At 45.5% G+C, this 12,707-nt stretch carries 10 protein-coding genes; 3 read left to right on the forward strand and 7 right to left on the reverse strand.

What is annotated here, in order from left to right:
* Positions 1-49: 49 nt before the first annotated feature.
* The 4 genes from Q1A70_RS02085 to lrp all read right to left on the reverse strand — a co-directional run bounded on the left by Q1A70_RS02085 (position 50) and on the right by lrp (position 6,011).
* Positions 50-1,339: a replication-associated recombination protein A gene (locus Q1A70_RS02085; RefSeq protein ID WP_299686567.1), complete on the reverse strand. Its 1,290-nt coding sequence runs from the start codon at positions 1,337-1,339 to the stop codon at positions 50-52.
* 144 nt (positions 1,340-1,483) lie between these two features.
* Complete coding sequence (gene lolA / locus Q1A70_RS02090) at positions 1,484-2,080, reverse strand: outer membrane lipoprotein chaperone LolA (protein ID WP_299686506.1); 597 nt, start codon at positions 2,078-2,080, stop codon at positions 1,484-1,486.
* A gap of 75 nt (positions 2,081-2,155) precedes the next feature.
* Entirely contained in the window at positions 2,156-5,353 is a 3,198-nt protein-coding gene (locus Q1A70_RS02095; protein ID WP_299686508.1) for a DNA translocase FtsK 4TM domain-containing protein, read from the reverse strand.
* Positions 5,354-5,516: 163 nt separating this feature from the next.
* Entirely contained in the window at positions 5,517-6,011 is a 495-nt protein-coding gene (lrp, locus tag Q1A70_RS02100; protein ID WP_017057048.1) for a leucine-responsive transcriptional regulator Lrp, read from the reverse strand.
* Between the two features lie 155 nt (positions 6,012-6,166).
* Here lrp and ald point away from each other — a divergent pair, with 155 nt between their 5' ends.
* Positions 6,167-7,294 (forward strand): alanine dehydrogenase, encoded by a 1,128-nt coding sequence (gene ald, locus Q1A70_RS02105; RefSeq protein ID WP_299686521.1) that lies wholly within the window; start codon positions 6,167-6,169, stop codon positions 7,292-7,294.
* A 174-nt stretch (positions 7,295-7,468) separates the two neighbouring features.
* Here the strand turns inward: ald and Q1A70_RS02110 are convergent, their stop codons facing one another.
* Positions 7,469-8,677, reverse strand: coding sequence for a methyltransferase (locus Q1A70_RS02110; RefSeq protein ID WP_299686523.1), 1,209 nt, complete (start codon positions 8,675-8,677; stop codon positions 7,469-7,471).
* Between the two features lie 208 nt (positions 8,678-8,885).
* Entirely contained in the window at positions 8,886-9,860 is a 975-nt protein-coding gene (cysB, locus tag Q1A70_RS02115; RefSeq protein ID WP_299686525.1) for an HTH-type transcriptional regulator CysB, read from the reverse strand.
* A 319-nt stretch (positions 9,861-10,179) separates the two neighbouring features.
* Between cysB and Q1A70_RS02120 the strand changes: the two genes are divergently transcribed.
* Together Q1A70_RS02120 and miaE are read left to right on the forward strand one after the other, a co-directional pair.
* Positions 10,180-10,944, forward strand: coding sequence for a DNA repair protein (locus Q1A70_RS02120; protein WP_299686527.1), 765 nt, complete (start codon positions 10,180-10,182; stop codon positions 10,942-10,944).
* A 159-nt stretch (positions 10,945-11,103) separates the two neighbouring features.
* The gene (miaE, locus tag Q1A70_RS02125; RefSeq protein WP_299686529.1) at positions 11,104-11,859 is read left to right on the forward strand and encodes a tRNA isopentenyl-2-thiomethyl-A-37 hydroxylase MiaE; all 756 of its coding nucleotides are present in this window, start codon (positions 11,104-11,106) and stop codon (positions 11,857-11,859) included.
* Positions 11,860-11,966: 107 nt separating this feature from the next.
* Here the strand turns inward: miaE and pyrF are convergent, their stop codons facing one another.
* Positions 11,967-12,662 carry an orotidine-5'-phosphate decarboxylase gene (gene pyrF, locus Q1A70_RS02130; protein WP_299686531.1) on the reverse strand — a complete coding sequence of 232 codons (696 nt, stop codon included), beginning with the start codon at positions 12,660-12,662 and terminating at the stop codon, positions 11,967-11,969.
* Positions 12,663-12,707 lie beyond the last annotated feature (45 nt).

Here is a 12,707-nt window from a genome sequence, read left to right on the forward strand (position 1 = left end):
AAGCGATTTAATTTGAATTTTATGACTAGGTAAAGATATCCAAAAAAGACTAATTTTCATAGCGTTTTTGTGGGCTTTTTGCGTCCAAATCCGCCAGATAATCTAGCTTCTCGCCAATTTTGGTCTCTAAGCCTCGTTTTGCTGGAAAATAGTATTGTTTCTCCCCCATTTCTGGTGGTAGATACTTTTCGCCAGCCGCATAGCCACCCGGTTCATCATGAGCATAGCGGTATTCTTGGCCGTAGCCCATGTCCTTCATCAAAGTTGTGGGGGCATTACGCAAATGATGAGGCACTTCATACTCTGGGAGATTGTGCGCATCCGTTAACGCTTGCTTCCAAGCTGTATACACCGCATTACTCTTTGGCGCGCACGCTAAATAAACCACAGCTTGCGCGATCGCACGCTCACCTTCAGCAGGACCAATACGCGTAAAACAGTCCCAAGCCGACATAGCCACCTGCATTGCTCTTGGATCTGCGTTGCCGATATCTTCAGAAGCAATCGCCAATAAGCGCCTTGCGATATACAAAGGGTCACAGCCCGCAGCAATCATTCTTGCTGACCAATACAGAGCCGCATCCGGATTTGAACCACGAATCGATTTATGAACAGCCGAGATCAGATCGTACCAAATATCGCCTTTGTTATCGAAACGAGCGACTTTCTCACCCGCCACCTCAGCCAGCAACTGCAAAGTGATCGCTTTCTCACCATTATCGTTGTCTTCTGCCATGTCATATAGCAACTCAAGGTAGTTGAGTGACATGCGAGCGTCACCGTTGACCAGTTCCGCGAGGCGATCTAACACATTGTCAGCAAAATCCGCCGACACGTCACCCAGTCCGCGCTGCTTGTCTTCAATCGCTTGACGGATCACCAGAGCAATATCATCGGTATTGAGCGAGGTCAGTTTGTACACTCGCGCACGTGACAACAAAGCGTTGTTCAGTTCAAACGAAGGGTTTTCTGTGGTCGCACCAATAAAGGTCACGGTGCCATCTTCAATATGTGGCAGAAAGGCATCTTGCTGGCTTTTATTAAAGCGATGGACTTCGTCGACAAACAGAATGGTTCTACGTCCCGCTTGTTTGTTTTCGCGGGCTTTTTCAATCGCGATACGAATGTCTTTCACACCAGAGGTGACAGCTGATACTCGTTCAACTTCTGCATTGGCATAATTCGCGGCCACTTCTGCCAGTGTCGTTTTCCCCGTGCCAGGAGGGCCCCATAAAATCATGGAGTGGATATGACCCGCCTCCAACGCTCTACGAAGGGGTTTACCTGGGCCTAATATATGTTGCTGCCCTATGTACTGTTCCACAGTTTCAGGCCTCATACGAGCAGCAAGGGGACGAAAGTCTTCGTCCCCTGCAAAATCTAAGCTGTAATTACTCAATTGCGATCTCTTGATTGGTTGATGGCAGCAATGACTTTCTACGCATTCGCCAACGACGTGCGTATTTCGAACTGCTTATTTCGATCAGTTTCTTTGGTCGTCGACCTCGACACCTTCAGGTGCCACAAAAGTAAAGCGGTCTGCCGCTGGCTTGCCTAAATCAACATTGCTAAAGGTAAACTCACCTTTTTGACCATCTTGTTCAATCACATCAAAGCCCTGAACGATGCCTTGCTCGGTGATGTTGATCTGGAAATCACCCTGATTAGAATCGACAGCGGTTGGCGTCAGCGTAAATTGGTTGCCCGCTTGCACGACATTGTAGTTATCCCAATCGCTCTCTTGGTTGCGAGTAAGCAGGACAAAAGGTGTTTGTGATGTCGCTTGTTCTTGCCAATAAATGCTCACTTGTTCAATGAACGGGCTGTAGTACCACAAGCTTTGTCCATCAGAAACCAACACGTTTTCATCAGGGAACGTGGTTTCCCAGCGGAACAAACTCGGGCGTGCTATCTCTACCGTGCCCCCACCTTCCATAACAACATCGCCATCTGGACTAGTCACAACTTGCTTAAAGTCGGCGCTAAAACCTGCGTTCAATGCCAAGCGGTTACTTAGCTCTTCTTTGGGAGAAGCAAACACTGAAAAGCTCATAAATAAAAGTGCGAATACTTTCTTCATCAATCATCCTGTTAAAACATAAGTCGGTCTTATTTTCGATTTGACCGACTTAATGGGTGTGAGTTCCTAGTGAAACTACTCTTTTGGTGGCGCTGGAGCCAAGACTTCTCGGTTACCGTTGTGCCCCGGAGCACTGACAATACCTTGTGCTTCTAGCTGCTCGACAATTCGTGCAGCACGGTTATAACCGATCTTAAATCGACGTTGTACACCTGAAACTGAACCACGACGCGAATGAACAACGTGCTCTACCACTTGATCAAATAGAGCATCAACCTCTTCATCGCCTTCCATCTTCTCGCCCGGGAGCAAGGTTTCTGGCGTTTGCTCACCGTTGGTTATCTCATCAATATAGTTTGGCTTACCACGCGCTTTCCAGTTATTAACCACCGCGTGTACGTCATCATCGGATGCAAACGCACCGTGGACACGGGTTGTATGACTAGAACCCGGTGGCAAGTAAAGCATATCACCCATACCAAGCAAGGATTCGGCACCACCTTGGTCAAGTATGGTTCGAGAATCCGTTTTAGTGGATACCGTAAACGCCACACGGGTTGGAATGTTGGCTTTGATCAGACCGGTAATCACATCCACTGATGGGCGCTGTGTCGCTAGGATCAAGTGAACACCAGCCGCACGCGCTTTTTGTGCTAAACGAGCGATTAATTCTTCAACCTTCTTACCCACTACCATGATTAGGTCGGCAAACTCATCGACAATCACCACAATGTAAGGCAGTTTCTCAAGCAGTGGCGCTTCAGGATCCATGCTGTCGCCCGGCTTCCAAAGTGGGTCGTGAATTGGGTGCCCCGCATCTGCTGCCATCTTAAGTTTGTCGTTGTAGCCCTTAATGTTACGCACACCGAGCGCTGACATCAGCTTGTAACGACGTTCCATTTCGCCGACACACCAACGCAGCGCATTCGATGCATCTTTCATGTCGGTAACCACTTCAGACAATAGATGTGGAATACCTTCATAAACTGACAGTTCCAGCATTTTCGGGTCGATCATGATAAAACGAACATCTTCAGGCGATGCCTTGTAAAGCATACTTAAGATCATTACGTTGACACCCACCGACTTACCAGAACCTGTGGTACCTGCAACTAGAACGTGTGGCATTTTAGATAGGTCGGCGATCACCGCTTCACCCGCGATGTCTTGGCCAAGCACCACTGTGGTTGGTGATTTCGCCTCTTGGAACTGAGAGCTCGCAACCACATCCGAGAAGAATACGGTTTGGCGACTCATGTTTGGCAGCTCTAAGCCAACGTAAGGTTTACCCGGTATGACCTCTACGACACGCACAGCCAATGCAGACAGTGAGCGTGCTAAATCCATAGAAAGACCAGAAATACGGCTTACTTTCACACCCGGAGCCAGATCGAGCTCGAAGCGAGTGATCACGGGGCCAGGGAAAATATCAACCACCTCCGCTTTGATCTTATAATCCGCGAGCTTAGATTCAACAAGACGAGCTATCGCCTCCAATGCGTCACGGTCAATAAAGGTTTCACGCTTTTCAGGGTGGAATAGCAAATCAAGCGTGGGCAATGGCTCTGCAGGTTTTGGTAAATTAACATCTTGCTGAACCAAAAACGGGTTCTGCGCTGCGGCCATATTAGCCTGCGCTTCAGAGACAATGCTTTGGAATGCGGCGACATCTTGATCTTGATGTAAAGGTTCCTCTTCCGTTACCTCTTCCCAAGGAAGATCAACGACAGGCTCTTCGCAGGTTTCAATAGGCGGCGTGAGAGGTTCTTGTTGGTAAGATGAAGGATTTAACTGTTCCGTAGTTTGCTCCTCCATCGATACCGATTCTAGCTCGGTCGGCGATGGTACACCTTGGTCTTCGACAGCATCCAAAGTGGTTGTCGGTACCGCTAGCTCGTCTTGAGTCGTTTGTTCTTGAACCACCACTGGTGATGCGTATAACGGTTCCAACTGGACCTCTTCTGTATCGAACTCAGTAGTCGTCGGCATTGCAGTAACCATTTCTGGCTGTTCGTCTTCAACATCAACAGGGGTTACCTGTGACTGTTCACTCTGCCTATACGATTCATTTTGAACATGTTGCTCGTTCTGCATATATTGCTGATACGCGATCTGAGACTCATGTGCGTCAGCCCGATCTTGTTGGGCAAGATCATCTTCATACATCGCGGCATTTTCTAATTGCTCAATGGTTGCATTCAACTGCTTTGAACGATCAAGACCCTCTGTCAAAGCATCTTCTGGTGCATGGTAGATAGGGGTTGATGAGATCGTATGCTCCGGAGCACCGCCATTCGACTGCTGAGATTGTTGATTCGCAGAGGTTTGTTGCTGAGTCGATATTTGTTGACGAGCAGAAATGTCTGGCTTGTCAGCAGCTTCTGCTGGCATATGAATATTGTATTGGCGCTTCGGCGATACGCTATTTTGTTGCTCTAGTTCAGCAGTATCGGACGGCTCGTTGATCGCAGAGAAGCTCATCGCAGGATCAAGCAGTTCTTGCTCGTTCGGCTCTTTATTACGCTCTAAAGCGGAAACATCATCATTAGTCAGCTGATGGCGAGCCTCTTCTAGCAGATCTCGGTCTGCCGACACCTTCAACTCCGGCTCGAATAACTCTTGATCTTGCCCACGAGCCTTGTTTACGGCTGAAGTAAACAGTTTAATCGCGCCCTCACCCAACCACTCGACAATACTTAGCCATGAAATACCGGTAAATAGTGTAAATCCCGCTCCCCACAAGAAAAGCAGCACCAACGTGCTGCCAAGCACATTCAGAGTTGGCAGTGCGAGGCTGGTTAATACGTCACCGACCACACCACCTGAAGAGAAGTACCAGATGTCGTCAAAGTTGATATCCGCTAGACCGCAACTCGTAAGAATTAGGATAGTCAGGCCAAGTAATCGAGTGCCCCACAGCATGAAGTCGATCTGCTCATCTTCATTACGTTTGCGGAATAATACCCATGCAGCGACCGTCACTAAGATAGGTAATGGGTAAGCCAAAGAGCCAAACACAAAGAAAAGGGTATCTGCCAGCCATGCGCCAACATAGCCACCCGCATTTTGAATGTCACCTCCCCACGCCGTTTGCGACCATGATGGATCAGCAGGGCTAAAAGTGAACAATGCAACGGCAAGTAAAATAGAGAAGAGAACCCCTAAAATCAGGCTGCACTCTCTGAGACGTTGAGAACCACTCAGACGAGGAGACTGAGGCTCTTCACTCGTTTTAATGATTGTTTCTACTTTATTACTGCTCTGCTTGAACATAAACCAACTTAATATTTGAACGGGATAAATACATCGCGATCAGCACTAGCCAATCGTTTCTATGAAACTACTGTTGATTTAACCATATCAAACCCAAAAACCCAATTCCAGAAAGCAAGAAAGCGGAACAAAAGTCCGCTTTCTTTCATATCATCAATTGTAATTAACGAGTTTTAATCACAAGTTGATTTGTTTGTTTCACTTCTTCCATGACAACGTAAGTACGAGTGTCGTTTACGCCCGGTAGACGAAGCAACGTATCACCCAATAACTTACGGTAAGCACCCATATCTGATACACGTGTTTTTAGGAGATAGTCAAAATCACCCGACACTAAATGACACTCTTGGATATCATCTAGCTTCTGAACAGCGGTGTTGAATTGTTCGAACACGTCTGGCGCACCACGGTTCAACGTAATTTCCACAAACACTAAAAGCGAAGCATCAAGATACTGTGGGTTCAGCAACGCTGTGTACCCATTAATGTAACCTTGACGTTCTAAACGACGAACGCGCTCAAGACATGGAGTTGGAGAAAGTCCGACTCGTTTTGAGAGTTCAACGTTTGAGATACGACCGTCTTTTTGCAACTCATTAAGAATGTTGCGGTCAATACGATCTAGTTCCTTGGACGGCTTCTTATAATTGTCTGCCATTTTTTATTCCACCTTATTACTTCCTTGCAAAAAAATATACTACAACTTCTTAATATTCAGTATCAAATTCTACCTTAACATACCTATACTAGATATTAATTCGACAGAATTACCCTATAAATAGATAAAACAACCAAAATAAATGAGGAGTCAGGATGATTATTGGCGTACCTAAGGAAATCAAAAACCACGAATATCGCGTTGGCATGACCCCAGCTAGCGTGAGAGAAGTCATCTCACACGGCCACCAAGTTTTTATAGAAACCCATGCCGGTACTGGCATCGGTTTTTCAGACGATGATTACATCGCTGTAGGCGCATCCATTCTTCCTACTGCTGCTAACGTTTTCGCGAAAGCAGAAATGATTGTAAAGGTTAAAGAACCTCAAGCTGTCGAGCGAGCTATGCTTCGTGAAGGGCAAATATTATTTACCTATTTACACCTTGCACCAGATTTTCCACAAACTGAAGAGCTTATCAAGAGCAAAGCTGTCTGCGTAGCCTATGAGACTGTAACAGATAATATGGGTCGCTTGCCACTATTAGCACCAATGTCTGAAGTCGCTGGTCGCATGTCTATTCAAGCAGGAGCACAAACACTGGAGAAATCTAACGGTGGTTGTGGCCTTCTTCTTGGCGGCGTACCCGGAGTCGAACCTGCAAAAGTGGTCGTTGTTGGCGGCGGCGTTGTTGGCGCTAACGCGGCACGCATGGCTGTTGGTCTTCGCGCTGACGTGACCATTCTTGACCGTAACGTCGATACACTACGCCGTCTGGATGAAGAGTTCCAAGGTCGTGCAAAAGTGGTTTATTCTACTGAAGACGCTATTGAGAAGCATGTTCTGGAAGCTGACTTAGTGATTGGTGCAGTACTGATCCCGGGGGCTGCAGCGCCTAAACTGGTGACAAAAGAGCACATCGCTAAGATGAAGCCTGGTTCAGCGGTGGTTGACGTTGCAATTGACCAAGGCGGTTGCTTCGAGACTTCTCACGCAACTACTCACGCAGAACCAACTTACATTGTTGATGACGTTGTTCACTACTGCGTGGCGAACATGCCAGGTGCCGTAGCTCGTACGTCTACTTATGCGCTAAACAATGCAACACTTCCTTACATTGTTAAGTTGGCGAATAAAGGCTATCGCGAAGCCCTTCTCTCTGATGAAGGCTTTTTAGAAGGTCTAAATGTCATCCATGGTAAAGTTACCTGTAAAGAAGTCGCCGATAGTTTCGACCTAGAATACGTCGATCCAGCTGACGCCATCGCCATGTTTAACTCATGATGTCGTGTTAACTGAACGTAATAATTTTCTCGTTAAAGCGTTCAGTTAATGGTGTACATATACACAACGAGCCAGTCCGATTTCGTCGTACTGGCTCGTTGCTTTTGTTCAAATATCGCTTCTGCCTAACCATGCTTTGATGGTCAGCACTGACTGTTTAGGGGAGAACTGACTTCAAGGCGTACTCTTGAACTTAACCCCGTGGATCAGCAAATTCCTCGGAGTGACACCACGCTCACAAAACTCTTCGATAGAGGTATCGTACCCCTGCTCTTGCAGGTAGATCGCGCGGTCCAACGCGAGCCATACCTCAAGCGGCCTTCTGAATACTTGTTGAACCAAGCTTAACTTTTCCATCTCCCAGAAAAGCGCTTCGCCTTGAACCAAATAGAAATCAAAATCAATATCTGAACCAAGCAATAACTCTTTCACTTGAGATGCCCAGCGGCAAAATGATTCAAACCCCTCAGCTAGCTCTGATTTTTTTATGCTCGGTACTGGGATGTATTCATTGATATTGAGTTCGGTTTTGAGCAATTGGCTAAAGCCTAGGCGATAACTCATCTCCAATTGGCGGTGTCTCTTAACTCTTTCACCGCCAGTAACAGTTTCTTGAAGCGGGATCCTTAAATCACTCTTGTTTAACGTTAATGCCGATGATTGGCCTAGGGAAGACATGGCTTGATACGCGTCATCCTGAATAAGATGATAACAACAAGGAGAAATCGTGACCGCTGGTAATCGATGTAATACCGACTTTTTCATCAGTTCAACGTGCAGATCGCCACAAGCATGCAGCGCGACAGCATGTTGCTGTGAGTTAAATACGTCATCGGCATCCGCTGAAAACGCATCGCCTTGAACAAAGTCCATCTCTAAACGTTGAGCATCCGCTATTTTTTGTCCACTTTCACACAAGGACTGTTGCCACTCGAAGCTAGTTACCTTGTGATTCGAGTGCTGAGATAAAATTCGCCCTAGAAAGCCCTTACCCGAACACCACTCAAGCCACTCTTTGCCATGGTGATGAGCCAATGCCGCCTCACCCATCGCAAGGATTTGCTGTAGCTTTCTACCCGGAATACCATCAGCAGTGCCACGTGGTAAATCTAACCCCATCAATGGCGTATTATCGAACTGAATATTTTGGTTGGCGGTCTCTAATTGTGGGATAAACCGAATCAGCTCGGCAATCAACTGTTGAGGTTGATCTTTTAAGGTTTGAATACTTTCAACGCTCAAGCCTTCTAACCAACCAACAAGTGGGCGGTTAACCTCAACCCAAGGCTGCTGGCGAGTTTGACATAGGTGAAAAGGCTCTGAACGCCAATAAACTTGGTGATCCAACAGAAATGAGTCGAGTGTTTTGAATCGTAAATGCATACTTCCCCCTATGGTGCGTGGATTGTAGGGGGAAGAGAAGGAAATGAAAAGGGGCGATACCCTTTCAAACTATCTAAAGCACTCAAACTGACTAAAGTATTCAAACTAATTAAAGAAGCGACTTGGCTATCAGTAAGATAGCAAGCCAGACTAAAACGACAAACGGCCTGACAACAGGCCGATAGCTATCGAGAAAAAACACTGAGACCTAGCGAACGGGCAGCTCGATATCTTTAAACATCTCTTCTATTTCATTATTTGATTTTAGAGAAATGGCTTGCTCAACCACTGGGCGAGTTAAATGAGGGGCAAAACGCTCCATAAAATCAAACATGTAAGAGCGTAGGAAGGTCCCCTTTCTAAAGCCAATGCTAGTCGTACTCGCACCAAACAGATGGCTCGCATCAATGGCAACCAAATCGGTATCTTGTGATTGGTCAATCGCCATACTTGCGATAACACCAACACCAATACCCATACGAACATAGGTTTTGATGACATCTGCATCCGTTGCAGTGAACACGACACGTGGTGTTAAACCAACTTTGTTGAAAGCGGTATCTAACTCTGAGCGCCCAGTAAAACCAAATACGTAAGTCACGAGAGAATAGGCAGCAAGATCCTCGATTGTAATATTTCGTTTTTGCGCCAAAGGATGCTCCTTTGTCACAACAATTGAGCGATTCCAATGGTAGCAAGGCAACATTATCGCATCTTGATACAGATGCAGCGCTTCCGTTGCAATAGCAAAATTCGCGGTTCCCTTAGCAACGGCTTCTGACATTTGACTTGGCGTGCCTTGGTGCATATGAAGTGAGACTTTTGGATAGCGCGCCGTGAAACCTTTAATCACATCAGGCAGAGCATAACGAGCTTGCGTATGAGTCGTTGAGATATTCAATGTTCCCATCTCTGGATGGGTATGCTCACCGGCTACCGCTTTAATACTTTCAACGCGCGCTAAAATCTCTTGAGAGATACGAATAATATCCTCTCCGGCTTGGGTTACCTGAGTTAGATGTTTACCACTACGCTCAAAGATCTGAATACCCAACTCATCTTCAAGCAATCTAACTTGCTTACTAATACCGGGCTGAGAGGTATATAAACTCTCTGCTGTCGCTGAAACATTTAGGTTATGGTTTACAACCTCAACAATGTACTTCAGTTGCTGTAATTTCATATCTAACCTCGTAATCCTTTACTCATTTTTGTGCTAACTTATTTGTAAACACAGCGTAGTTAACTCATCTAATATAATTATTAGTTATAACGCTTCAAGCTAAAAAATGACAGAAAAATTGAGCTTTTTGAAAGTAACAAACCAAGACTTGAAGGTACCTTTGCAACCTAGCCCTCATTCTCACCCATAATTGGCAAATTTTAATTGCCGATTACGCGCAACAAGAGATAATCAAATTTGCATTTACGAGTGCCGATACATAATGAAATCGTGTATCCTATTCAGTTAGCTATAGAAAACAACAAGCAGACACAAACATATGAATATTGGTTTAATTATTACCTTAGTCGCCATTCTTTTGGTGTTGGTTTTAGGTTACAACATCATGCTTCAATACAAAGTTAAGGTAGAAACCACGAAGAAGCAGGAAGCTTCTCGATATCTGACCATTATTGATGGAACAGAAGATCTGATTGGCAATGCTCACCACATGCCTTTTAGCCAAGACCTTCTTATATGCTTAAATAACCGAATTCTCGATGCACTTGAAAATATGTATCTACTCGACTCAAAAAACAAGCAGCTTCCGCAAAGGATAGATAGCGTAAAACAGCAAATCACTCAGCTAAAAGAGAACTACCAAGGTAGTGAGAGCGCAGCTTTCCGTGTTCCGAGTAGTGATAAGCAAGCGATCATGATGCTTAAGCTCGTTAAACGCCTCCGCGACACGATTCGTAATGAGCATAATAAAGGTCGTTTTGAAACTCAGGCTTATGTAGCAGAAAACGCGCGCCTAGAAACCATTCAAATCCGCATCAATATCGAAAATGTTATCAAGCGTGCGAACGATTCAATATCTCGCGGTCAGCCGGGAACGGCCATTCAATTGCTGCGCAAAGGTATTGATGCATTGGCGACCAAAAACGATTCATACTCGAATCAAGCGAAAGAGAAACTTCAGCAAATGTTGAGTGAACTGGATCAAAAACGCCAAGACAAGAACGCTCAAAATTTACAGCAAATGGAGTCTAAAGAGCGTGAGGACGACATGGACGCCCTCTTCGGCCAGAAGAAAAAATGGTAACGGTCTAACTCAATACTTAAAGGCCTCCTTATTGACATCAAATAGGTGGCCTTTCCCTCTCTGCCAGAGTAGTTGGCACGGTTGAATTTCCTTTCCCTGCATAGAGGGATATTATAAGCTGTAATAAAGTCCAATATTATCAATAAGCTTGCCCTGCCCATGTATCAAGAACTACTCACTCCAATCCACTCGTTCCTCAAAGCTGAAACGCCAGATTCATGGATAGATGAAGCCAAGAAGCCTGAAAACCTCCATATCATTCTACGTGATCACATGTTGTGCGAGCTCAAAGCGGCACAGAGTGCGTTATTCTTGATTCGTAAATATGCGGTTGATAAAGAGAGTGCTAAGCAGCTCAATGAGTGGATTTTACCCTACGAGCAATTTGCGTATCGCCGCATTGGAGACTTAGAGTCTCTGCGCGGTAAAAGCAATGTATCAAAGCAAATCACCGCCAAAAAAGGCTGTAATTATGGCACTGACCTAATCGATAAAATGGTACTTCTGATCAAAGAAGAATTGCATCACTTCTATCAAGTCATGGAATTAATGGAAAAGAAAAGTGTTATTTATCAACCTATTGAGGCGGGTCGCTACGCAAAAGGCTTGATCAAGCAAGTAAAAACTTATGAGCCAGATGCTCTGGTTGATAAACTTATCATCGGCGCTTTTATTGAAGCTCGCTCTTGTGAACGCTTCGCCAAATTGGCTCCTTTCTTGGAAGAAGATATGGAGAAGTTTTATGTGTCTCTACTTCGATCAGAAGCTCGCCACTACCAAGATTACCTCGAGCTAGCAGAGCAGGTCGCAGGGAAAGATATTTCAGAGCGTATTGCGCATTTTGCGAAAGTAGAAGCCGAACTTATCACTTCAGAAGACAGTGACTTCAAATTCCATAGTGGTGCTCCAGTTTAAGCGCCACACTGAGCATTCAGTCCAGTTAATACTAATCCAGACTACAAAATGAAGGCCAGCAACAATTTTCTGGCCTTCTTTATTCATATCTCGATCTAAATATAGACTTAAACTAGCGTACCGTTGATCTCTGCAAGTACAGCAGCAGGATCGACAGCTTGAGTAATAGGACGACCAATAACTAGGTAATCTGAACCTGACTCAATCGCTTTAGATGGCGTCATGATGCGCTTCTGATCGCCAACGTCGGCACCGACAGGGCGAATACCCGGGGTCACTAGCTTAAACTCTTGACCCAGTGCACCTTTAAGCAAAGAAGCCTCTTGAGCAGAGCATACCACACCGTCTAAACCTGAGTTTTTCGTTAGAGAAGCCAAACGCATCACTTGCTGTTGCGGCTCAAGATCTAAGCCGATACCCGCAAGGTCAGATTGCTCCATACTGGTTAATACCGTTACACCGATTAACAGCGGACGATCTTTACCATACGGTTCTAAGATTTCGCGAGAAGCGCTCATCATACGCTCACCGCCGCTTGCATGTACGTTGACCATCCATACACCCAACTCAGCCGCTGCACGGACGGCTTTTGAACATGTGTTCGGGATGTCATGAAATTTAAGGTCTAAGAATACGGAGAAGCCACGCTTATGTAACTCACGAACAAACTCAGGACCAAATAGGGTAAACATCTCTTTGCCCACTTTCAGGCGGCATGATGCAGGGTCAATACGATCGACAAAGGCTAACGCATCCGCTTGGTTATCATAATCCAATGCTACAATGATTTTTTGGTCGTTCATTACATTTCCTAACACAGTTAAATTACTAAAATTATTTATTCAGCC

Origin of the sequence: uncultured Vibrio sp. (genome assembly GCF_947488985.1) — a bacterium.
GTDB lineage: Bacteria > Pseudomonadota > Gammaproteobacteria > Enterobacterales > Vibrionaceae > Vibrio.

Bases quoted from the DNA above. Each gene is read 5' to 3' on its own strand.
- Q1A70_RS02085 (WP_299686567.1), bottom strand. From the start codon at position 1,339: ATGAGGCCTGAAACTGTGGAACAGTACATAGGGCAGCAACATATATTA.
- lolA (WP_299686506.1), bottom strand. From the start codon at position 2,080: ATGAAGAAAGTATTCGCACTTTTATTTATGAGCTTTTCAGTGTTTGCT.
- Q1A70_RS02095 (WP_299686508.1), bottom strand. From the start codon at position 5,353: ATGTTCAAGCAGAGCAGTAATAAAGTAGAAACAATCATTAAAACGAGT.
- lrp (WP_017057048.1), bottom strand. From the start codon at position 6,011: ATGGCAGACAATTATAAGAAGCCGTCCAAGGAACTAGATCGTATTGAC.
- ald (WP_299686521.1), top strand. From the start codon at position 6,167: ATGATTATTGGCGTACCTAAGGAAATCAAAAACCACGAATATCGCGTT.
- Q1A70_RS02110 (WP_299686523.1), bottom strand. From the start codon at position 8,677: ATGCATTTACGATTCAAAACACTCGACTCATTTCTGTTGGATCACCAA.
- cysB (WP_299686525.1), bottom strand. From the start codon at position 9,860: ATGAAATTACAGCAACTGAAGTACATTGTTGAGGTTGTAAACCATAAC.
- Q1A70_RS02120 (WP_299686527.1), top strand. From the start codon at position 10,180: ATGAATATTGGTTTAATTATTACCTTAGTCGCCATTCTTTTGGTGTTG.
- miaE (WP_299686529.1), top strand. From the start codon at position 11,104: ATGTATCAAGAACTACTCACTCCAATCCACTCGTTCCTCAAAGCTGAA.
- pyrF (WP_299686531.1), bottom strand. From the start codon at position 12,662: ATGAACGACCAAAAAATCATTGTAGCATTGGATTATGATAACCAAGCG.